Here is a 21,630-nt window from a genome sequence, read left to right as displayed (position 1 = left end):
CAACAGTTCGTCGAACTGCCTCTCACGTTGCCTCGTATCTCGCGCGCGAGCAGGTGACGAACGACGGAAGGGCCGCCTCACCATTCGGTGAGGCGGCCCTTTCGCTCGTATCGACCGGTTCGGGTCAGCAGACCTGACCCGACCCGATCAGTTGCCGGCCCGGTTGTACGTGTCGACCGCGGTCTGCAGGTTCTCGAGCGCAGTGCCGAGTTCCGCCAGATTTCCGCTCTGCTGCGCAGAGCGCACAGCGGAGAGTGCAGCGTTCAAACCGGAAACGGCAGCATCCCTCGTTGCCGAACCGCCGGTGGCGGGGGCAGGAGTTGCCGCAGGCGTGCCACCGTCGGACGGCGCGGTTTCGGGAACAGCGCCGGGCTGCGTATTTCCGTCGGTCTCACCGGGTGCGGTGACCGTGCGTCCGGCACCCGCTCCGAACACCTGCTCGATGGCCTCGGGCAGTGTCGCGGCATACCCGACGCGGCCCTCGTACGAGACGAGTACTCGAATCAACTGCGGATAAGCGGACGCCTCGTTGGTTCGAGAGGCGTACACCGGCTCCACGTAGATCAATCCACCGTTGCCGACCGGAAGTGTCAGCAGGTTGCCGAACTCCACGGTGTTCTCACGGCGCACGATGCCGAGACTCTCGGATACGTCCGTCGTGGTCGTCATCTGGTTCTGCACCTGATTGGGACCCTGAGTCGACGTATCGGTCGGCAATCGCAACACGGTGATCTTGCCGTAGTTCTCCGGGTCCGAATCCGCACTGACGTACGCGCCCAGCACCTCTCGGCGATATCCGACCAGCGCACTGGTCAACTGGAACGACGCCTGATTCTCCTCGTTGGAGATGTCGGATGCGACGACGTAGTACGGAGGCTGCTTGGCCGCGGTGTTCTCTGCGGTCGGATCGGTCGGAACTTCCCAGAACGCGTTGTTGGTGAAGAACTCTCGCGGATCGTTGACGTGGTACTTGGTCAGCAGTTCACGCTGAACCTTGAACAGATCTTCCGGGTAACGGAAGTGATCACGAAGCTCGTCGGACACCTGGTCCTTGGGGATGACGGTTCCCGGGAACACGCCTTCCCATGCCTTGAGCACGGGATCGTTCTCGTCCTGCTCGTAGAGCTTGACGGTGCCGTCGTAGGCATCGACGGTGGCCTTCACCGAGTTTCGGATGTACGACACCTCTCGGCTCGGCAGTGCTCGTGTCGTCGTCGACTCGATGCTGTCGGCCGTGGCGTCCTCGAGCGACATCCGCTGGGCGTACGGGAAGTTGTCCAGCGTGGTGTACCCGTCGATGATCCAGACGAGCTTGCCCTCGACGATCGCCGGGTAGGTCGATCCGTCGGTGGTCAACCACGGTGCGACCTTCTGAACGCGGTCGCGGGGGTCACGGTTGAACAGGATCTTCGACTCGTCGCCGATCACGCTGGAGAACAGAATGTTGCGCTCGGCGTACTTGCTGGCGAAAACGAGCCGGTTGAAGAAGTTGCCGACGTCGACACCTGCTGCACCGGTGTAGGTGTAGCTCTTGCTGTCGGTGTCGTACTCGCGAGGCTCGCCGGTGGAACCGACGATCGAGTAGTCCGCGTCGGAGTTCGCGATGACCGGGCCGAAGTAGATGCGCGGCTGGTCCAGGTCGCCGGGCCCGTCCTTTCGGATGGTGCCCTCGGAGTCGTTCTCGATCCAGTTGACCTGGTAGTTCGGGTAACCGCCGCGTCCGCCGCTGGATTCGTCGGCGACGGCCTCGTCGACGGAGTTGGCCGGCGCTGCGACGAAACCGTTGCCGTGCGTGAACACGGTGTGGCGGTTGATCCAGTCTCGCTGGTTCGCGTCGAGGGTCTGCGGTGAGATCTCACGGGCAGCAACGACGTAGTCGCGCAGGTTGCCGTCGGCATCGGGGTACCGGTCGACGGCCAGAGTGTCGGGGAATCCGTAGAAGTTACGGATCTGACGCTGCTGGGTGAACGTGGGCGCGAGGATGTTCGGGTCGAGCAGACGGATGTTGGACATCGTGGCCGACTCCGACGCCACCTCGCCGGGGCTCAACGCCGCCTCACCGGAGTAGTTCCGATAGGTGACCACGTCGTCGGTCAGTCCGTACGCGGCTCTGGTGGCCGCGATGTTCCGCTCGATGTACGTGCTCTCCTTGTCCGCCGCGTTCGGGCGCACCGAGAACTGCTCCATCACCATCGGCCAGACGGCACCGATCAGGATCGACGAGAGCACCAGCAGCGCAGTGGCCAACGCCGGAATTCGAAGATCACGCAGGAAGATCGCTGCGAAGAACGCGATGGCACAGATCACGGCGATCGCGAGCAGGATCAGTTTGGCCGGCAACACCGCATTGATGTCGGTGAAGCTGGCACCGGTGAACGTCGGTTCTTTCCGACTGCTCGACAGCAGGGTGTAGCGGTCGAACCAGTACGCCACGGCCTTGAGCAGAACGAAGCTGCCCGCCAGGACGGCGAGCTGGATCCGCGCTGCGCGAGTGAGGGCTCCCTCACGTCCGGCGAGCCGGATTCCGCCGAATACGTACTGCGTCACCAAGTTCGCGAAGAACGCGACCAGGACGGCGACGAAGAGCCAGTTGAGGATGAATCGGTAGAACGGCAGATCGAACGAGTAGAACCCGACGTCGAGATTGAACTGTGGATCGGTCATCCCGAAGTCCCCGCCGTGCAGGAACAGCTGGACCGTCACCCAGTTGGTCTGGGCGATCATGCCGGAGAGGAAACCGAACACCACCGGAATTCCGATGCCGAACAGGCGCAGACGGCTCATCACCGTGGTGCGGTACCGCGCGATCGGATCGTTGGGACCGGCGACCGGAACGAACACCGGCCGATTGCGGTACGCCAACAGCAGTGCCGCGAAGACGATGAGTCCGACGACCAGGGAAACGACGAGGAAGATCACCAACCGCGTCAGCAGAGTGGTGGTGTACACGCCACGGAAGTCGACTTCGCCGAACCACAGCCAATTGGTGTACACGTCGATCAGACGGGGACCGATGAGTAGCAAACCTGCTGCCACCAAGGCCAATACGAGCAAGATCCGGCTTCGCCGCGACAAGGACGGCATACCGGTGGGGGGCCTCATGCCCACGTGCCACACTCCAACTTCGGGCGGCGCCGATCGGCACCGCAGATGACTTCGGCGATGCACTCAGTGTGCACCGCATGTCCGTTTCGCCCTACTGTACGTACGTTGATCCTACGGCTGCGACAACCGTACTGCGGCCACTGCCGAACCCAGGTCAGGAGCGTCGCGTCGAACAGAACCATCGGAATGCGAGGATAGTGCGGTGAGCAACGACAGCAACGGACTGCCCGGCAGAGACGATTTCGGAAGCGAGTTCGACCCGGAGTCGGGTGGGCAGGACGTGGCGGAGGCTCTGGCTCGATGTGCCCGCGAGGTGGCGGATTTCGTCGACGCGGGCGGATGGCACCAGGCCCCGCAGATGTTCGCGTTGGTGCCGACCGCAGCGCTCGCCGCGGCCGAGCCCGGCCTGCTCGACGATCTCGCCGACGGTGCGGCACTGACGCCGATCCAGCAGCACTCGCTGCCCGAGGACATCACCGGCGGCTCCCCCGCCCTGGACGAGTTCCTCGCCACCTCCACGTGGCCCGAGGGTGTGGTCGGATGCGCCCTGGTTCAGGAGATTGTCGTGCTTCCACCGACTGCCGAATCGACCCTCGACGATGCCTTGATGCCGTTGCTCGCAGATCCCGATGCAGCCGACGAAGCCGCACGCTCGGCCGCCGAGAACCATCCCGAGAAACGGGATGCTCGGTTGATCGTCGCGGTGCTCAAGGACGGCCCGTCCCTGACGTTGCTGCAGTTGCACCCGGACGAGGACGCCGATCCCTTCGCGCCCATCGACCTTCGCATCGCCGAGGATCTGGCCCCCAACGTCGTGCACGGCCTCTACGCAACGTTCGACGTCGTCGACGACGACTAGCGGCTCGGCCCGGTCAGCTGCAGGACGGCGCGTCGCCGCCGGAGCCGATCGCCTGCAGAGCGTCGACAGCACTGTCCAACGATTCGACGCGCACCAGACGCAGTCCGTCGGGAACGTTCTGTTGGGCTTCACCACAGTTGGCGTCCGGCACCAGGAATGTGGTGGCACCCGCTTCGCGAGCCGCGATCAGCTTGTAGGGAATGCCGCCGATCGGCCCGACGGTACCGTCGGCGTCGATGGTTCCGGTGCCCGCGACGAACTCACCGTTGCTCAGCTCACCGGGACTGAGCTTGTCGACCACGGCGAGGCTGAACATCAGTCCGGCCGACGGACCGCCGACGTCGGCGAGGTTGAACTTCACGTCGAACGGCACGTCCGGCTGCTCCTCGGGCGTGACTCCGAGGTATCCGAGGGATGCATCGTCGGGCCGAGCACCGAGCACCACTGCGCTGGTCTGCGTCGACCCGTCTCGCACGTACTCGATGTCGAGAGAATCGCCCGGCGCTCTGGAACTGACGGCCTCACGAACGGCCGATGCAGTCGCGACGGGCGTGCCGCCGACCGACACCAGCGTGTCCCCCACATTCAGCACGCCTGCAGCGGGGCCGTCCTCGGCGACACTGGCCACCGCCAGTGACACGGGGAGATCGAGATGGTGCAGAGCAGCCAGTTCGGCGCTGGATTCGGACTGCTCGAAATCCGCCTGATTGCCCTCCTGCACTTCTTCTTTCGTCATGTCCGGCGGATAGACCTCTTCACGCGGGACCAGGCCTTGGCGTCCGCTCGCCCAGAAGCCGAGAGCCTCGAACAGATTGAGCTGATCACGCACGGCCACGGTCGTCATGTTCAAATGACCCGTCGTCGGGTCGACCTCGGTTCCGTCGATCTGCACCACGGGCACCCCGTCGACGTCGCCGAGAGTGTTGTACGTCGGTCCGGGGCCGAGTGCGGCGAAGGGAACGGTGACGACCGAGCCGGTGACGCCCAGCACCACCACGGGCACCAGCGCAGCGACGAGAGTGGCGATCCTTCGGTTCACTCCGTAGACACTAGATCCGAACGAAGTCCACGGTGCAGACCGCCCCTACCGAGTGCGTCGGTGCCGGCTTCACACGGGTCCGACTGTTCGCCGTCAGCGTGACGATCCACCACTCTCTCCGTTCTTCGGGCTTGTACCGTTGAGTCATGAGCAATTTTGGTTTCGGTGCCCCCGACGACGACCCGGACAAGAAGAAGGATCCGGACGGCTCCGGCAACCCTGCCGGCTTCGGGTTCGGTGCGGAGGGCTTCGACCCCGCACAGCTGGGCCAGATGCTCACCCAGTTCGGTCAGATGCTCAGCGGAATGGGAGCTGCGGGCGGAACCGGTTCGGGGCCGGTGAACTACGACCTGGCCAAGCAGCTGGCACGCCAGCAGATGGGCGATTTCAGCCCGGTGTCGGCGGGCGAACGGGAGGCCGTCACCGACGCCGCGCACCTGGCCGAGCTGTGGCTGGACGGGGCGACGACGCTGCCTGCCGGTGCCACGAAGACCGTTGCCTGGACACCGGTCGACTGGCTCGACAACACGATCGACACCTGGAAGCGCCTGTGCGACCCCGTCGCCGAGCAGATTTCGGGGATGTGGACATCCGGACTGCCCGCCGAGGCCCAGCAGATGGCCGGGCCGATGATGGGCATGCTGACGCAGATGGGCGGGATGGCGTTCGGCTCGCAGCTCGGCCAAGCTCTCGGCCAGCTGTCCAAGGAGGTGCTGACGTCCACCGACATCGGCCTGCCCCTCGGACCGTCGGGGACGGCGGCGTTGTTGCCGTCGGCCATCGCGTCGTTCAGTGAGGGGCTCGAGCAGCCCGACCGTGAGGTGTTGGTGTTCCTCGCCGCTCGTGAAGCCGCCCATCAGCGGCTCTACAGCCACGTCCCGTGGTTGCGGCAGCGGGTTCTGGCCACCGTCGAGGAGTACGCCCGCGGCATCAGGATGGACTTCTCGGCCATCGAGGAGGCCGCCGCAGGACTCGACCCGTCCGCGCTGACCGATCCGTCGAAGATCGAGGCGATCCTGCAGCAGGGTGCCTTCGAGCCCCAGACGACGCCGGAGCAGAAGCACGCACTCGAGCGTCTGGAGACACTGCTCGCCCTGGTCGAAGGATGGGTCGAAACGGTGGTGGCGGCCGCTCTCGGCGACCGTCTGCCCGGTGCCGTCGCGCTCGGCGAAACCATCCGTCGCCGCCGGGCGTCGGGGGGCCCGGCCGAACAGACCTTCGCGACGCTGGTCGGCCTCGAACTGCGCCCCCGCAAGGTCCGCGAGGCAGCCGATCTGTGGCGTCAGCTCCTCGCCGCCGCCGACATCGAGGGGCGTGACGGCGTGTGGGCACACCCCGATCTGCTGCCCGACTCGTCGGATCTCGACAATCCCGCGGCGTTCATCGACCGAGTGGTCGGTGGTGGAACATCGAACTTCGACGACCCGATCGCGCAGCTCGAAGCGATGGAGGCCAAGGAGGCCGAAGAGCGCGCCGAGCGCGCTGCGGAGAACGACGACAAGGGCACCGACGGTCCCGACAGAGGTTCATCCACAACCTGACCCGGGCGGTGTCGCACCGCTTCGATCCAGCTCGTCGAACGCCTGCTCGGAGGCCCTTCCACCCTGTGGATAACGCGCTCCGAGTGGGCGTTCTTCGCGGTCTGGGCTGCCAGAGTGTGTTTCATGATCACACCGACAGTTCGACTCGATCCTGCGGTGGCAATTCTGCCGCGGCGAGACGGCACAGTTCAGTTGGGTTGGAATCCCGAGACCAGCGTCGTCGTCACTCCACCTCCCGGCATCGAGCCGGGCTCGATACTCGACATTCTCCGACTCCTCGCCGCAGGCCACTCCAGACCGCACATCGTCTGTCACGCAATGACATTGGGAATGTCCGCCAATCGGACATCGGCGATGCTCGGCGAACTGGAGGATTCCGGGTTGCTGCTGCACGGCACGAGCGAACCGGTGGTGTCCGACGCCTCACCGGGTGCCTCGCAGGCCGGATCGGGGGCGGTGAAGACCGTCCACCTGGTGGGGCGAGGCCCGATCTCCGACGCGTTGGCCTCCGGTCTGAGTCGTACCGGAGTGACGGTGAGCCGGACGAGTCTGACTCCGACGCGCTACCCGCACTCGGTGGTGAAGTCCTGGAACTACGACGTCGTGGTGTTGGCCGACGATCTGGTTGCCGAACCTCGATTGGTGACCGATCTGGTGCGCCTGCGCACCCCACATCTGCAGGTGCGGCTACGAGACGGCAAGGGGATAGTCGGTCCTTTCGTGGTGCCCGGTCGGACCAGTTGCCTGCGGTGTGCCGATCTGACGCGCTGCGACTTCGAGCCCGAGTGGCCACATCTGTCCGCTCAACTGCTCGGCACGGTCGGCCAAGCCAGCAGCGCGACGGTGTTGGCCACGGCAGCGTTCGCGTTCGCTCAGTTGGAGAACCTCATCGGCCGTTCCGACGCCGCGCTCCCCGAGACCGCCGACTGCACCATGGAGCTGGACTTCGCGGCAGCCGGAACCACCGTGCACAAACGGCTGTGGTCCAAGCATCCGCACTGCGATTGCTGGCACTGACGAAACGCACCGAACGCGAGTTCACCTCGACCGACAGCGGTCGGTGCGGGGCGGTCCGAGCAATTGTCGGAAGGTTCAGCCATGATGGAGCTGTGTCTGACATACCGCGCCGTGGATCGACTCGTACTGCAAAACTGGCCAGCATTCCCCTCGGAATGGCCGGTCGTGCTGCCGTCGGGTTCGGCAAGAAGCTCGCCGGCGGCAATCGCGACGAAATCGACGCGGACATGGCCGCCAAAGCAGCAGAACAGCTCTTCTCCGTCCTCGGGGAACTCAAGGGCGGTGCCATGAAGCTCGGGCAGATGCTCTCGGTGATGGAAGCGGCCGTTCCGGAGGAGTTCTCGGAGCCGTACCGCGAGGCGCTGACCAAGCTGCAGGCGCAGGGACCGCCCATGCCCGCGAAGACCGTGCATCGGGTGTTGGACCAACAGCTCGGAACTGCGTGGCGGTCACGTTTTCTCGATTTCGACGACACTGCGATCGCCTCGGCCAGCATCGGACAGGTGCACCGAGCTACGTGGTCGGATGGACGCGATGTCGCGGTGAAGATCCAGTACCCCGGCGCGGACGACGCATTGCGCTCCGACCTCAAGACGCTGAACAGGTTCGCGAACCTGTTCAGCACGGTGCTCGCGGGCACGGACGTCAAGCCGGTGCTCGAGGAATTGACCGCTCGCACCGAGGACGAGCTCGACTACCGCATCGAGGCGGCGAATCAACGCGCCTTCAGCAAGGAATTTGCGGGCGATCCACAGTTCGCCATTCCCAAGATCGTCGCCAGTGCACCCAAAGTGGTTGTCAGCGAATGGATGACGGGTCGGCCGCTGGCCGATGTGATCGCGAACGGAACGGCCGAGGAACGCAATCGGGCGGGCGAACTGCTCGCACTGTTCGCATTCGTCTCTCCGGCGCGGGCGAAGTTGTTGCACGCCGATCCCCATCCGGGCAATTTCATGATGCTCGAGGACGGACGCATGGGCGTCATCGATTTCGGTGCCTGCGCTCCGATGCCCGACGGCCTCCCTCCGGTTCTCGGCAGAATGGTCTCGCTCGCGCGTGACGAGAAGTTCGACGAACTCGTGGTGTTGTTCACCGAGAGCGGCTTCGTGGTGCCGGGGCGAACGGTGACGCAGAAGGAGATCGAGGACTATCTACGTCCGTTCACCGATCCGATTCACACCGAATCGTTCCATTTCACCAGGGCCTGGTTGCAGAAGGCTGCGGGCACCGCCGCGGATTTCAACAGTGCGCAGTTCCGCACCGTTCGCGCGTTGAACATGCCTGCCGAGTACGTGATGATCTTCCGAGTGCTCGGCGGGCTGGTCGGTATCTGCGCGCAATTGGACGCCTACGCGCCGTACATGGCCATTCTCACCGAGTGGCTGCCCGGCTTCGCCGACTGATCGTTCGGCGAAACCGGGCACCGGTCTCGGACATCATGCTGCGTTCTTCCGCGGCCGTCCTCGGGGACGCTTGCGGGCGATGACGACACCCTGCTCGAGGATCTCACCGCCCCATACGCCCCACGGCTCGGCTCGGTCGAGGGCCGCGCTCAGGCAGGTACGCCGGATGGGGCACTCGGCGCACAGCGCCTTCGCCTGCTCGAGTTCGGCAGGGGTGTCGGCGAACCACATGTCGGGGTTCGCCGCTCGGCAGGGCACCGACAGTGCCAGCTCGACCGATTCGGTCGAATACTGTGCAGCGTAGGCACTCTCGGACTCTGGTCGGCATGTCGTCCGGATCGTGGCGGTTGACACGTCGGTCTCCTCTACTTTTCGTGCGGCGTCGTTATCGGTTCGAGGGGTGATGCGAACCTGTCGGCCTCACGCTCGGATAGAGGAACTACCTGAACGAGAAAGGCCACGGTCCGCGAGTGCGGGTCCGTGGCCTGGTGGGGCTTGTCGAAGCGTCTACCGACAGTGAAGTCGGTGTCTGCTGTCGAGCACGGACGCACGTGGTGCGCGGTGACGTCGGGCTGCCTGAGCAACGGCTTTCGCTCCTGGTGCCAGGGCGACCTGGGCGGAATTCGAACCCGAGGCCGCGTATGCGGACTCGTCGATGGGGCCGAAAGCGGAGGAACGAATCCACGTCTGCGCAACAGAGCCTGCGGCGGCGGCATGAGTGCCGAGGGGGGCAACTCCGAAGGGTGCCGTGCCGAGGACAGGGCTGAACGCGACGGTTGCGTGGGCAACGGCGGCGTGCAATGTGTTGATCATTTTCTTCAGCTCCTGTTCTGGTCTCGTCGGCGGATGGGACAGTGCGCGATCTCCCGCGGCACGTGAAACAGACTAAGCCCCCCGCCGATATCTGCACAAGTTATTTTCTACCTGCGGTTTCGCGGAAATTCTCACCCTCTGCGTCACGCGTCCGAGGCCCGCACGACGGTGAGGACCTCTTCGCCGAACCGCTCCAGTTTCTTGGCCCCGATTCCCGGAATCGCCACCAGCCCACGCTCGTCCTGCGGTTGCTGCTCCGCGATGGCCGTCAGCGTGTTGTCGCTGAAGACCACGTACGCGGGCACCTTCAGTTCGCGGGACTTGTCCAATCGCCACGACTTCAGCGCATCGAGCAGGGCGATGTCGACGTTCGACGGACAACTGTCGCACCGACCGAGCATGGTCGCGGACGTGCCGATCAACGGCTTGCCGCACAACCGGCACTTGGGACCGGACTTCTTGGCAGCAGGCGCGGCGATACGCGACGCGGGTGAGTCCTCGGGAATCAGACCGTTGAGAAACCTCGACCGTCGCCGTGATTTGCGTCCGCCCTCGTTGCGGGCGAGTGCCCAGGACAGATGCAAGTGGACACGGGCGCGCGTGACACCGACGTAGAGCAGCCTGCGCTCCTCCTCGACGGCTGCCTCGTTGTTGGCGCTGGGGTCGTTGCCGATCGCGTGCGAGATCGGCAGAGTGCCGTCGGCGAGACCGACGATGAATACCGCGTCCCACTCGAGTCCCTTCGCCGCGTGCAGCGAGGCGAGCGTGACGCCCTGCACCGTCGGTGGATGCCGAGCCTCGGCGCGTGCTGCGAGCTCGCCCAGCAGTTTGTCGAGCGTCAGGTCGGGCTCGTGCACCAGCAGCTCCTCGGTGAGCTGCACCAGACCACCCAACGATGCCCACTTCTCGCGGGCCTGCGCACCCGTCGGCTCGGTGGCAGTCAGGCCGAGCGGAGCCAACACCGCTCGCACCAGAGCCGGTAGCCCCTCGCCCGCCTGCGCGCCGTCGGGCAGATCGTCGCGACCGCCTGCCTGCCGCAACGCGTTGACACCCTGCCGCACCTCGGGTCGGGTGAAGAACCCTTCACCGCCGCGCACCTGATAGGGGATCTTCAGCTCGGTCAACGCCTGCTCGTGTGCCTCGGACTGAGCGTTGATGCGGTAGAGGATCGCGATCTCGGCCGGTTCCACGCCCTTCGAGATCAACCTCTTGATCGCTCGCGCCACGCCGTCCGCTTCCGCCGGCTCGTCGTCGTACTCGAAGAACTCCGGTTCCGGACCCGGCTCGCGCTGACCGATCAACTGCAGTCGGGTGCCTGCGATGCGACCGCGGGCGGCGCCGATGACGCGGTTCGCCAGCGACACCACCTCGGGCGTCGAACGGTAGTCGCGCTCGAGCCGAACCACGGTGGCCTCGGGGTACTTCCGTGAGAAGTCGAGGAGATACCGCGGAGATGCGCCGGTGAAGGAATAGATGGTCTGGTTCGCGTCACCGACGACGGTGAGATCGTCACGCTCGCCCACCCAGGCGTCGAGCACCCGCTGCTGCAACGGCGTCACGTCCTGGTACTCGTCGACGACGAAGCAGCGGTAGCGCTCGCGGAACTCGTCGGCCACCGACGAATGTTCTTCGAGCGCGGCGGCCGTGTGCAACAGGAGGTCGTCGAAGTCGAGCAACATCCCGTCGCCGCCGCGTGACTTGAGTTCCTCGTAGCCGGCGTACACGGCGGCGACCTTGGTCGCGTCCATCGGAACGTCACGGCGATTGCTCGCCGCGATGCGCGGATAGTCCTCGGGTGCGATCAACGATCCCTTGGCCCATTCGATCTCTCCCGCGAGATCCCGGATGGCGTCGGTCGACGTGGACACCCCGGCGCGGTTGGCCGCCTGCGAGACGACGGTGAACTTGCGATCGAGAAGCTGCCATCCGGTGTCGCCGACCACCTGCGGCCAGAAATACTTGAGCTGACGCATGGCCGCGGCGTGGAACGTCCGAGCCTGCACCGGAGGGCCGTCTCCCCCGACACCGAGCTCACGCAAGCGACCGCGCATCTCGCCGGCCGCGCGCGCAGTGAACGTCACTGCGAGAACCTGCCCCGAGGACACGTGCCCCGCCGAGACGAGGTGCGCGATGCGTCGGGTGATCGTACGAGTCTTTCCTGTGCCCGCACCCGCCAGGACGCAGACCGGGCCGCGGGGAGCCAACACTGCCGCGGATTGCTCCGGATCGAGTCCGGCGGTCATCGCGTCGTCAGCCATGAGGTCCATTGTGTCAGTGCCTACCGACAGCTCCACCCGGGGCCGAACCGGTTGTCCGACGGCCCGATGCGGGTGTCGGCCGGAACAATCGCGTCGGCGCTCCTGTTGACTGTTGGCGTGACCACTACCGAGAACACCCCACAGACCCCGGCCGCGCTGACCGTCTACTCCACCACGTGGTGCGGTTACTGCCGCAGGCTCAAGACCCAGCTCGACCAGGCCGGAATCGAGTACGCCGAGATCGACATCGAGCAGAACCCGGAGTCGGCCGACTTCGTCGGCAGCGTGAACAACGGCAACCATGTGGTGCCGACCGTGCTGTTCGCCGATGGGTCGACGGCCACGAACCCCACTCTGGCCGAGGTCAAGCGCGCGCTGTCGCTCTGACCGACCGTCAGGCCGACGCCGCCCAGGCCTCGAGCATTCCGCGCGCGATGGAGATCGAACCTGGGAGCAGCAACCGTGACGTCGAATCCGATCCCCAGTCACCCAGTTCGAGCGCTGCGACCACCTCTGCTCGGTCGAACCAGTGGGCCTCGGCGATCTCGCCGTCCTGAAAGTGCAACGGTTGCTGCGGGTCGGCGACGGCGGAGAATCCGATCATCACCGAACGCGGAAACGGCCAGGGCTGACTGCCCAGATATTCGATGTCGGAGACGTCGAGGCCCACTTCTTCCCTGATCTCCCGAGTCACACAGGTTTCCAGCGACTCACCGGCCTCGACGAAACCCGCCAGCACCGAGAATCGACGCTCGGGCCACGCAGGGGCTCGGGCCAGCAGCACTCGATCGCCACCGTCGTGAACCAGACAGATCACCGCCGGATCGGTACGAGGGAACTCCTCGTGACCGGTGGAGGTGCTCGTCCTCGACCACCCCGCGCTCGACGGAACGGACGGCGCACCGTCGAGTGAACTGAACTGTGCGCTCGCATGCCAGTTGAGGATCGCCAGGGCTCCGGTCACCATCGACAACGCGTCGCTGTCGAGGCGATCACCGTCGGTGCGCAGGTCGCCGAGGGTGCCCGCGACCACCTCGACCCGCCTGGCCCACAGGTGTCGATCGCCGTGAATTCCGAGAAAGACCGCATCGGCCGTCGGCTCGGCGGCGACGTCCGCGGCGGAGCCGAGCACCAGGCCGTGCTCGTCCACCGGGAATCGGCCTCTGCCGTCCACGTTCAGGATTCGAGCTGTCGGCCAACCCGCTGTCAATGTTGCGGTGTCTCGGCGCAGTTCCTCTGCCCTGTTCAGTGGCGATCGGGACAGTCGAGGTGGGTGAGCGAGGTGGAATTTCGGCACGCGCACGACCCTACTTGGCCGGGACTAGTCGCCCACGCGACGGATGTACAGCAATCGATCGGATGCCTCGACCGCATCGACTTCCGGGGTGCCGACTCGGAACAGTTTGCCGCCCCGCACCACTCCGAGGACGATGTCGGTGAGGTGCCGCGGAGAACCGCCCACCTCGTCACGCTCGACTTCGCGTTCGGCGATGGCGAAGCCCGCCTCCGGGGTCAACAGATCTTCGATCATCTCCACCACGGACGGGGTCGACGTGGCGATGCCGAGCAGACGTCCCGCGGTTTCCGACGACACGACGACCGAATCGGCACCGGACTGACGCAGCAGGTGCGTGTTCTCCGCTTCCCTGATGGCGGCGACGATCTTTGCTTTCGGAGCGATCTCGCGTGCGGTCAGAGTCACCAGCACCGCGGTGTCGTCCCGGTTGGTCGCCACGATGATGGCCGCCGCATGCTGGGCTCCGGTGAGCCGGAGCACGTCGGACTTGGTCGCCGACCCGTGCACGGTGACCAAGCCCAGGGCCGATGCGGCGTCGAGTACCGTCTGATCGGTGTCGACGACGACGATGTCGGACGCCGAAACACCGTCTCCGAGCATCGCGTCGACTGCGGTACGGCCCTTGGTGCCGAAACCGATGACCACGGTGTGATTGCGCACGCTGCGTCTCCATCGCTGAATTTTGAATGCCTGCCGGGATCGCTCGGTGAGAACCGACAGCGTGGTACCGACCAACAGAATGAGGAACAGGACCCGAAGGGGTGTGATGACCAGGATGTTGACCAGGCGCGCCGACGGACTCATCGGTGCGATGTCACCGTATCCCGTCGTCGACAACGACACCGTCGCATAGTAGAACGCGTCGAGAAACGACAGTTCGCCGTTCTGGTTGTCGCTGTAGCCGTCTCGATCGAGATAGACGACGAATGCCGCGAGGAACAGGATTCCGAGCGCCATCAGCACCCGCTTGTAGATGGCGCGCCACGGACTCGACTCCAGTTCCGGAACCCGCAGCACTCCGACGAGCGCGAAGTCGGGCTTGTCGGTCAGCGCGCCACTGTCACTCAGCCGCGCTCGCAACCTACCTGCCACGTCGCCCGCCGAGGTACTCACCGAAGTCGAGATCATTCACGGCACGCAGCGTAACCCCATGCCAGGCTTCTGTGCCGACGACGCCGGGTGTGGCACGGTATGGGCATGACACAGAGATCGAGTCAGGCGGCCGCACTGCGCCTCGCCGGACTGCTCGCCGGAGCCGGAGTTCTGCACTTCGCCACCCCGAAGTTCTTCGATGCCCAGGTACCGACGGCCCTGCCCGGCTCGGCGCGGACCTACACGCAGGTCTCCGGCGTTGCCGAACTCGCCGTGGCCGCAACGCTTGCCGCACCGCGGACCCGTCGACTGGGCGGTGCACTCGCGGCCGCGCTGTTCGTCGTGGTCTTCCCCGCCAACATCAACCTGGCGTGGAAGTACGTGCAGAGCCCGAAGACCTCACCGGCTCTCAAAGCAGCGATGATCGCCCGACTGCCGATGCAGATTCCACTGGTCACCGAGGCTCTGAAGGCTCGTCGGAACGCACCCTGACCCCCGGTTGCTCGGGCCCGGCCGGGCCTTCCAGGAGTTGGGCCAATTCTGTTGCGTCCGGAAGGTTTTCGGGCGAAATGGTGTGACCACTGCGTACGTAGTGGAACGCCGCGCGCACTCGATCGAGCGGTACCGGTTCGCTGCGCCCGATCGACATCAGCTCGGCCCACGCCAGCCGATAGGCCGCGAGCTGCATCGCCACCGCCCGCTGCTCCGACGCCGTCGGCTCGGCACCGGTTTTCCAGTCGACGACGGTCCACCCGCCGTCGGGGTCTGCGAACACGGCGTCGATACGTCCTCGCAGCACCGTTCCCGCTACGGACGTCTCGAACGGCACCTCCACTTCGACGGGGCTGCGGAGCGACCACTCCGAGTCGAGAAACGCCTGCTGGAGGGTTTCCAGGTCCACGTCGGCCGAGGCTCCGGTGTCGGCCGACCCCGGAAGTTCGTCCAGGTCGAGCAGTCGGGTCGCACCGAAGCGCCGCTCGATCCAGGCGTGGAACGCGGTTCCCCTGCGGGCCAACGGGTTCGGCGGGAACGGCAGCGGCCTACGTAGGCGCGACGCCAACGCGTCGGGGTCGGCCGCGAGGTCCACCAGCTGTGTCACCGACAGGTTGCCGGGCAGAGCCACGTCGACTCCTGCGACCGATCTCGCGGCCCGCTCGGCCAGCAGAGTGTCGACGTCCGCGGCCCAGTTCTCGGGGTCCTCCCGAATTCGATCATCGGTGCCGTCGTCTTCGCTCGGTGCGGCCGAGATGTCTGCCAACGCGCGCAGTACTTCCTGCACGCCGCTCTCGATCGCTCCTCGTCGTGGACCGAGTGGATCGCGCGGCCAGGACGCGGAGTGCGGCACGGCCCCGAGTGGGTTCGACGCCCCGTCCTCCGGGGCCGAGGCCCACTGCTCGATCACCGCGATGTCGGCGAACTCCTCGACGTGCGTGTGCAACTCCTCGAGAAATTCCGACGGCCCACGCGGCTTCGTGGCGCTCTCGTCCCAGTGATGCGCGGATACCAGCAGCACCCGTTCGGTTCGGGTGAGTGCCACGTAGAACAGTCGGCGATCCTCGGCGAGCCGACGCCTCGCCAACGCATCCTTGTGACTCTTGACTGCGTCCTCCAGGTCCTTGCGATTGTGGAGCCCGTCGAGTTCGAGGACCGGAACCCCTTCCGAGCCTTCGCCGTCGAGCGCGCGGTCACCGCGCAGAGACGGCGGCAGCTCGGCCATCGCCCCGAGCCAGGTCGAGGAGGCGTTCGAGGAGGGGAACACACCCTTGGCCACGTGCGGGACCGCCACCACCTCCCATTCGAGGCCTTTCGCGGAATGAACGGTGAGCACCTGCACGCGATGGGGAGCGACCTCGACCTCACCGGGGGCGAGGCCGTCCTCGACCGTCTCCGCGGCGGCGAGGAACGACAGGAATCCGGTGACCGTGGCGGTCGGATTGTCGGCGTAATCGGCCACCACATGGGCGAATTCGTCGAGATGTTCACGACCGACCGCGCCGTCGGTGCCGAACGGCGTGCGAGCCTGAGCCTCGACACCGATACCCATGATCCGCTCGATGTCGCCGACCAACTCCGTCAGAGGTTGACCGATTCGGTCGCGTAGCAGGTGGAGCTCGCCTGCCAGGGCGACGATCCGGCGGTGCCCCACCTCCGAGTACCGCTCGGCCGGACCGGGATCGGCTATCGCGTCGGCCAGACCGGCCTGCTCCGACTGCTCGCCGGGCAGAGCGCTACCGAGTGCCGCCTCGAGCGCCTGTGGGTCGTCGACGCGTCCGCTGGTGCCGTAGCCGCCGCGGATCTCGAGCTCTCGGGCGCGCTGGGAGAGTGCCCGCAGATCCGTCGGCCCGATCTGCCACCGAGAGCCGGTGAGGATGCGCATCGCCGAGCTACCGGCAGTGGGGTCGGCCACCAGTCGCAGCATCGCGATGATGTCGGCCACCTCGGGAACGTGCAGCAATCCACCGAGCCCGACGACCTCCACCGGTAGTCCGCGGCTGCGCAGCACCTCCGCGATCGGCTCGGCGTCGGCGTTGCGGCGCACCAGAACCGCGGCGGTGGGCGGCATGCGATCCTGCTCGAGGGCGGAGCGGTACTCCCCCGCGATCCGGTCCGCGATCCACTCTCGTTCGTCCAGCACGGTGTCGGTGACGGCCAGGCGAACATCACCGGGAACCGCACCGGGGCGGGCCCGCAGAGTCGGCACCGGCACGCCGACGCGACGCAGTGGGTCGGTGATCAGGTTGGCCAGCGTCAATGCCTCGGGCGGATTTCGCCAGCTGGTGAGCAGCTCGAGCCGAGGTGCGGGGCTTCCGTCGGCATTCGGAAAATCGGTGGCGAACCGCGGCAGATTCGCTGCCGATGCGCCGCGCCACCCGTAGATCGACTGCATCGGGTCGCCGACGGCGGTCAAGGCCAACTGCGGGTCGCTGCCGGAACCGAACAGGGACGACAGCAGAACACGCTGAGCGTGTCCGGTGTCCTGGTACTCGTCGAGCAACACGAGCCGGAACCGTTGCCTCTCGGCGATTCCCACCTCGGCATGCTCGGCGGCGACCCGCGCCGCCATCGACATCTGCGAGCCGAAATCCAGTGCGCCCTCGCGACGCAGAGTCTGCGCAAGCCGTTCCACCAACGGCAGCAACCCGATTCGTTGATGCTGCGCGTCGAGAATGTTCAGCAACTCCTTGGTGGGCCCGCCGCGTTGTCGTGGCCCCGGCCCGAGAGTGTGCACCAGTTTCTCCAGCTCCACGTGCGCGTGGCGCAGGTCCTCGGGATCGACCAGATGCTCGGCCAATTGACCGGAAAGCGCGAGTACGGCCTCGGTCACCGACGTGGGGTTGCGGTCGGTGTCCAGGTCGCCGTCCCAGGTACTGACGACACGGTGGGCCAGCTGCCACAGTTCGGTTTCCGAGAGCAGTGTCGCGGATGGTTCGATCGGCAACAGCAAGCCGTGCTCGGTGAGCAGGCGGCCTGCATAGGAGTGGTAAGTGCTCACTTCCGGCTCGGCACCGAGGATTCGCTCGCGCAGCGCCAAACTCGGATCGAGTGCACGCACCAGATCGGATCCGGCCAGCCGAGCCAGCCGAGCTCTGATCCGAGAGGTCAACTGCTGTGCGGCTTTTCGAGTGAAGGTCAGACCCAGAACCTGGTCGGGTTCGACGAAACCGTTGGCCACCATCCACACCACGCGGGCCGCCATGGTCTCGGTCTTGCCCGCACCTGCTCCCGCGACGACGAGCGTCGGGCCGGGCGGGGCCGCGATCACGGCGGCCTGTTCGTCGGTCGGTGGATGCTTCTGCCCGAGCGCCCGGGCGAGCTCGACCGGCGACACCAGCACCGAACCGGTCCGTGTCTTCGTCGATGTCGTCATTGCTCGGTCACCTGCCTACCCGTCTCGTGTGCCGGACAACTGGACTTGACCGGGCAGTGCCTGCACCCGTCGTTGACACGCGCCTCGAACGTCGGTCCCTGCGTCGCCGATGCGGCCTGGTGCACGGTGTCTCGCCACTCCTCGAGTTTCTCCGGTGTCGGCACGTCCTGGACGCGCTGCGTCGCCCCGTCCTTGTTGTGAGGCTTGGCCACGAACACCAGCCGCGCTCCGCCGGGCTCGCCCGCAGGCTCGCCCTCGATCGCACCGGCTGCTGCGGCGACCTGGTAGGTGGCCAGCTGATAGTGGCCCTGGGCATCCTCCTTGGACATCACGGTCTTGGCCGTCTTGACGTCGATGATCACCGGCCGTCCGTCCGGGTCGTGCTCGAGTCGGTCGATGCGGCCGCGCAACGCCACCGCCGGTTCGTCCTCCGACCGAGCGTCGAGTATGCCGTCGACGCGCACTTCGACTCCGGCCTCGGTGAGCTCGCCTCGACTGCCCTGCAGCCAGGTCTCGAAGGTCTCGAGCATCGCCCCGGTTCGGTCGAGCTCGTGTCGCGAGTACCACTGCGATCCGAGATCGACTGCATCCCAAGCTGTTTCGAGAGCACGACGGAGTTGCTCCGGTGGTATCCGACCGGCCACTGCCTGGACGAGAGTGTGCACGAGCGTGCCGGTGACCGCATGGGTGTTGGTGCCGTCGTTGCCGCCGTGACGTTCGAGCATCCACCGCAGCGGACAGGTGGTGAGTTGTTCCACCGTGGACGGCGACAGCGGCACCGGACCGTCGCCGAGCTGCCACAACGGCGCGTCGGTACTGGGCCCTGCCACCCCGAACCACTCGTCGGGATGGGCACCTCGGACACCGGCGTCGGCGAGAGTGGCCAGATGCCGGGCCGCTCGGGCTCGCTTGTCCGGATCCTGCTCGGCGACAACCGGATCGCACACCACACTCCGCAGTTCGGCCACCAGCATCGGCAGCGCCAACACTCGGTGTGCGGTCTCGGGCCCGGGGAGCTCGGGTACGAGATCCGACTCACCTCCCGCGTCGACGCCGCGGAGTTCGTCCACGAATCGCGACCGGACCAGATCGGCATCTCCGGTACTGGAATCGACGGCGGTGACGAGCAAGGTCGATCGGGCGCGACTGCACGCCACCAGAAACAGGGTGCGCTCCTCGGCCAGCAACGGTGCCGACTTCGACAGTCGCCCGTCGAGCGCCGCGGCCGCGTCGACCTTGCCGGACGCGAGGTCGACCAGGGTGTCGGTGCCCAGGAGACTGCCGCGTGACCGCAGACCCGGCCACAGCCCTTCCTGCACCCCGGCAACCGCGACGAGCTCCCATTCCCGACCCGCGGCAGAATGCGCGCTCAGCAGCGTCACCGCGTCGGCCCGAACCGTGGCGCGGTGTGAGTTGAGAGTGGGGATCTCCTGCTGCGCAATGTAATCGAGAAATCCACCGATCTGCGCCCGGGGCAACCTGTCCACGTATGCCGCCGCCGCGTCGAACAACGCCACCACCGCATCCAGGTCGCGGTCGGCCTGAGCACCGGCCGAGCCACCCCAGGCGGACGCCGCGGCCCAACGCCGCTCGAGTCCCGAAGCCTGCCACGCCGCCCACAACACGTCCTCGACCCCGCGGCCCGTGCGGGCGAGAGCCCGCGCCTTCCGGATGACACCGAGGGCTCTGCGCAACGGGGCGGACTCCACGTCCGACAGTCCGTTCGTCCACCCGGCACTCCCCCGAGCGTCGTCGGTGAGTACGACTCTGAGCAGCTCCGCCGAGTCGCGCTCGCCGCCCGATGCGAGCTCGAGCCTGCGCACGCCGCGGCGCAATCGCCGCAGACCCACCGGGTCGGCTCCGCCGATCGGCCCGGAGAGCAACGCGAGTGCATCTTCACCGTCGAAGCTCGGGTCGGAGATCGCCCGCAGTACCAGCAGGAGACCCACGGCCCCGTGCTGGCGGTGCAACGGTAGCTCCGAGGTCGGGGTGATCATCGGAACCCCTGCCCCGTGCAGCGCCCTACGCAACGGTGCGAGGGTGCGCGGTACCGACCGCACCACGATCGCCATCTCCGACCAGGGCATGCCGTCGATCAGGTGGGCCCGACGCATGGCGTCGGCGATGATCGCCGCCTCCTTCGCAGGCGAGGACACGACGTGCACCCGCGCTGCCAGCGCTCCGAATCGGGCCCTGCCCACCGGTTCGGGGCAGCGGTGGCGACCGAGGCCCGGCAATCTTCTCGCCACGATGTCGGTCAGTTCGGCGACCTCGGGCACGGAGCGGTAGTTGCGTGTGAGCACCACGCGGCGCGGCGAGTCCGCCTCGACCAGATCGGCCACGAAAGCGGGATCGGCGCCACGGAAAGTGAACACGGATTGATCGGGATCCCCGGCGACGACTGTCGATTCGGTGTCGGTGCCGATCAACCGAACCAGCTGCGCCGCCTGCGGATCGAGGTGCTGCGCGTCGTCGACGACGAGGTGCCGGATACGCGCGCGTTCGCTGCGCAACAGTTCGGGATCGGTGGCGAACGCCATGAGCGCGGCACCGATCAGCTCGGCGGCGTCCAGACCAGGAGCCGTGGCTCCCGCCGCCTCCACTCCCACAGCACCGCGCAGCAACATGGCCTGCTCGTATCGGGCAGCGAACCTCCCGACGGCGACCCACTCGGGCTTGCCGTGCCTGCGGCCGAGTTTGATCAGGTCTTCAGGTCCGATGCCGCGTTCGGCGGACCTTAGCATCATGTCTCGCACCGCAGTGACGAATCCCGCGGTGCCGAGGGCCGGACGCAGCCGCTCCGGCCAGTCGACCGCCCCGTCCTCCAGATCTCCGCGCAGCATCTCGCGCACCACGGCGTCCTGCTCGGCACCGGTCAGCAATCGCGGTGGCGGATTGCCGTACAGCGAGGCCTGCAGCCGCAGCACCGCGAAGGCGTAGGAGTGCACCGTGCGCACCAACGGTTCACGCGTCGCCCGCAGTGCGTGATCGCCGCTGAACAGACCCGAGGTGATGACCTCGCGCACCGCGGTTGCCGCCCGTTTGGACTGGGTGAGTACCAGAACCGACTCCGGATCACCGGTGACGATGCGCGAGACCGCGTAATCGGCGACGAGCGAAGTCTTACCCGTGCCGGGACCACCCAGGATCTGCCATGGATTCCATCGCGGCGCACCCGACGCGGCCGCTGCTGCCGCGTCGGGAGTCGACGACAGCAGCCGAGCTGCCGAGCCGGTCCACTCCCGCGCCGGGCGAGCCACCTTGGGTGCACGGACGAGAGTGACCGTCGCGCCGTGTCTGCCGTCCGAGCTCATGACACAGATGCAATCACGAGCCAC

Annotated in this window: 15 protein-coding genes; 6 read left to right on the top strand and 9 right to left on the bottom strand. The window is 66.5% G+C overall.

All coding sequences use genetic code 11. The features are described from left to right. Positions 1-147 precede the first annotated feature (147 nt). Positions 148-3,108 carry a UPF0182 family protein gene (locus CH274_RS06075; RefSeq protein ID WP_176459168.1) on the bottom strand — a complete coding sequence of 987 codons (2,961 nt, stop codon included), beginning with the start codon at positions 3,106-3,108 and terminating at the stop codon, positions 148-150. A 277-nt stretch (positions 3,109-3,385) separates the two neighbouring features. Between CH274_RS06075 and CH274_RS06070 the strand changes: the two genes are divergently transcribed. Next, complete coding sequence (locus tag CH274_RS06070; RefSeq protein ID WP_094648193.1) at positions 3,386-3,964, top strand: PPA1309 family protein; 579 nt, start codon at positions 3,386-3,388, stop codon at positions 3,962-3,964. Between the two features lie 13 nt (positions 3,965-3,977). Here CH274_RS06070 and CH274_RS06065 read toward each other — a convergent pair whose 3' ends face one another. Then, a complete protein-coding gene (locus CH274_RS06065; protein WP_032397692.1) occupies positions 3,978-5,003 on the bottom strand; it encodes a YlbL family protein in 1,026 nt (341 codons plus the stop codon). A 146-nt stretch (positions 5,004-5,149) separates the two neighbouring features. On the opposite strand from CH274_RS06065, the gene CH274_RS06060 reads away from it, so the two are divergent. From CH274_RS06060 to CH274_RS06050, 3 genes are all read left to right on the top strand, one after another. Beyond that, complete coding sequence (locus CH274_RS06060) at positions 5,150-6,544, top strand: zinc-dependent metalloprotease (protein ID WP_094656970.1); 1,395 nt, start codon at positions 5,150-5,152, stop codon at positions 6,542-6,544. 123 nt (positions 6,545-6,667) lie between these two features. After that, positions 6,668-7,561, top strand: coding sequence for a hypothetical protein (locus tag CH274_RS06055; protein WP_094657232.1), 894 nt, complete (start codon positions 6,668-6,670; stop codon positions 7,559-7,561). A 92-nt stretch (positions 7,562-7,653) separates the two neighbouring features. Next, positions 7,654-8,964, top strand: coding sequence for an ABC1 kinase family protein (locus CH274_RS06050; RefSeq protein ID WP_032398314.1), 1,311 nt, complete (start codon positions 7,654-7,656; stop codon positions 8,962-8,964). Positions 8,965-8,997: 33 nt separating this feature from the next. On the opposite strand, the gene CH274_RS06045 is transcribed toward CH274_RS06050, so the two are convergent. From CH274_RS06045 to CH274_RS06035, 3 genes are all read right to left on the bottom strand, one after another. Beyond that, positions 8,998-9,318: a WhiB family transcriptional regulator gene (locus tag CH274_RS06045; RefSeq protein WP_037189857.1), complete on the bottom strand. Its 321-nt coding sequence runs from the start codon at positions 9,316-9,318 to the stop codon at positions 8,998-9,000. 153 nt (positions 9,319-9,471) lie between these two features. After that, the gene (locus CH274_RS06040) at positions 9,472-9,777 is read right to left on the bottom strand and encodes a hypothetical protein (RefSeq protein WP_032397689.1); all 306 of its coding nucleotides are present in this window, start codon (positions 9,775-9,777) and stop codon (positions 9,472-9,474) included. 143 nt (positions 9,778-9,920) lie between these two features. Further along, positions 9,921-12,035, bottom strand: a complete 2,115-nt coding sequence (locus tag CH274_RS06035; protein ID WP_371828390.1) for an ATP-dependent DNA helicase UvrD2 — start codon at positions 12,033-12,035, stop codon at positions 9,921-9,923. Positions 12,036-12,152: 117 nt separating this feature from the next. Between CH274_RS06035 and CH274_RS06030 the strand changes: the two genes are divergently transcribed. After that, positions 12,153-12,422, top strand: a complete 270-nt coding sequence (locus CH274_RS06030; RefSeq protein ID WP_032398313.1) for a mycoredoxin — start codon at positions 12,153-12,155, stop codon at positions 12,420-12,422. Between the two features lie 7 nt (positions 12,423-12,429). Here the strand turns inward: CH274_RS06030 and nudC are convergent, their stop codons facing one another. Both nudC and CH274_RS06020 read right to left on the bottom strand, forming a co-directional pair. Next, positions 12,430-13,332, bottom strand: coding sequence for an NAD(+) diphosphatase (nudC, locus tag CH274_RS06025; RefSeq protein WP_032398312.1), 903 nt, complete (start codon positions 13,330-13,332; stop codon positions 12,430-12,432). A 24-nt stretch (positions 13,333-13,356) separates the two neighbouring features. Continuing rightward, a complete protein-coding gene (locus tag CH274_RS06020) occupies positions 13,357-14,424 on the bottom strand; it encodes a potassium channel family protein (RefSeq protein ID WP_032398311.1) in 1,068 nt (355 codons plus the stop codon). Between the two features lie 105 nt (positions 14,425-14,529). On the opposite strand from CH274_RS06020, the gene CH274_RS06015 reads away from it, so the two are divergent. Beyond that, positions 14,530-14,916 carry a DoxX family protein gene (locus CH274_RS06015; protein ID WP_032398310.1) on the top strand — a complete coding sequence of 129 codons (387 nt, stop codon included), beginning with the start codon at positions 14,530-14,532 and terminating at the stop codon, positions 14,914-14,916. Here the strand turns inward: CH274_RS06015 and CH274_RS06010 are convergent. Both CH274_RS06010 and CH274_RS06005 read right to left on the bottom strand, forming a co-directional pair. Further along, entirely contained in the window at positions 14,879-18,292 is a 3,414-nt protein-coding gene (locus CH274_RS06010) for an ATP-dependent helicase (protein WP_094656969.1), read from the bottom strand. The two genes, CH274_RS06015 and CH274_RS06010, sit on opposite strands and share 38 nt — an antisense overlap. Then, positions 18,289-21,606: an ATP-dependent helicase gene (locus tag CH274_RS06005; protein WP_094657231.1), complete on the bottom strand. Its 3,318-nt coding sequence runs from the start codon at positions 21,604-21,606 to the stop codon at positions 18,289-18,291. The genes CH274_RS06010 and CH274_RS06005 overlap by 4 nt, the downstream gene beginning before the upstream one ends. Between the last annotated feature and the right edge of the window lie 24 nt (positions 21,607-21,630).

Source organism: Rhodococcus sp. 06-418-5 (assembly GCF_002258285.1).
In the GTDB taxonomy this organism is placed as follows: Bacteria; Actinomycetota; Actinomycetes; order Mycobacteriales; family Mycobacteriaceae; genus Rhodococcoides.
The sequence above is the reverse complement of the archived record's forward strand: the minus strand, read 5'-3'. Positions and strand labels throughout refer to the sequence as shown.

Coding starts and splice junctions, on each gene's coding strand:
- CH274_RS06060 (WP_094656970.1), top strand. CDS start 5,150: ATGAGCAATTTTGGTTTCGGTGCCCCCGACGACGACCCGGACAAGAAG.
- CH274_RS06055 (WP_094657232.1), top strand. CDS start 6,668: ATGATCACACCGACAGTTCGACTCGATCCTGCGGTGGCAATTCTGCCG.
- CH274_RS06040 (WP_032397689.1), bottom strand. CDS start 9,777: ATGATCAACACATTGCACGCCGCCGTTGCCCACGCAACCGTCGCGTTC.
- CH274_RS06035 (WP_371828390.1), bottom strand. CDS start 12,035: ATGGCTGACGACGCGATGACCGCCGGACTCGATCCGGAGCAATCCGCG.
- CH274_RS06015 (WP_032398310.1), top strand. CDS start 14,530: ATGACACAGAGATCGAGTCAGGCGGCCGCACTGCGCCTCGCCGGACTG.
- CH274_RS06010 (WP_094656969.1), bottom strand. CDS start 18,292: ATGACGACATCGACGAAGACACGGACCGGTTCGGTGCTGGTGTCGCCG.
- CH274_RS06005 (WP_094657231.1), bottom strand. CDS start 21,606: ATGAGCTCGGACGGCAGACACGGCGCGACGGTCACTCTCGTCCGTGCA.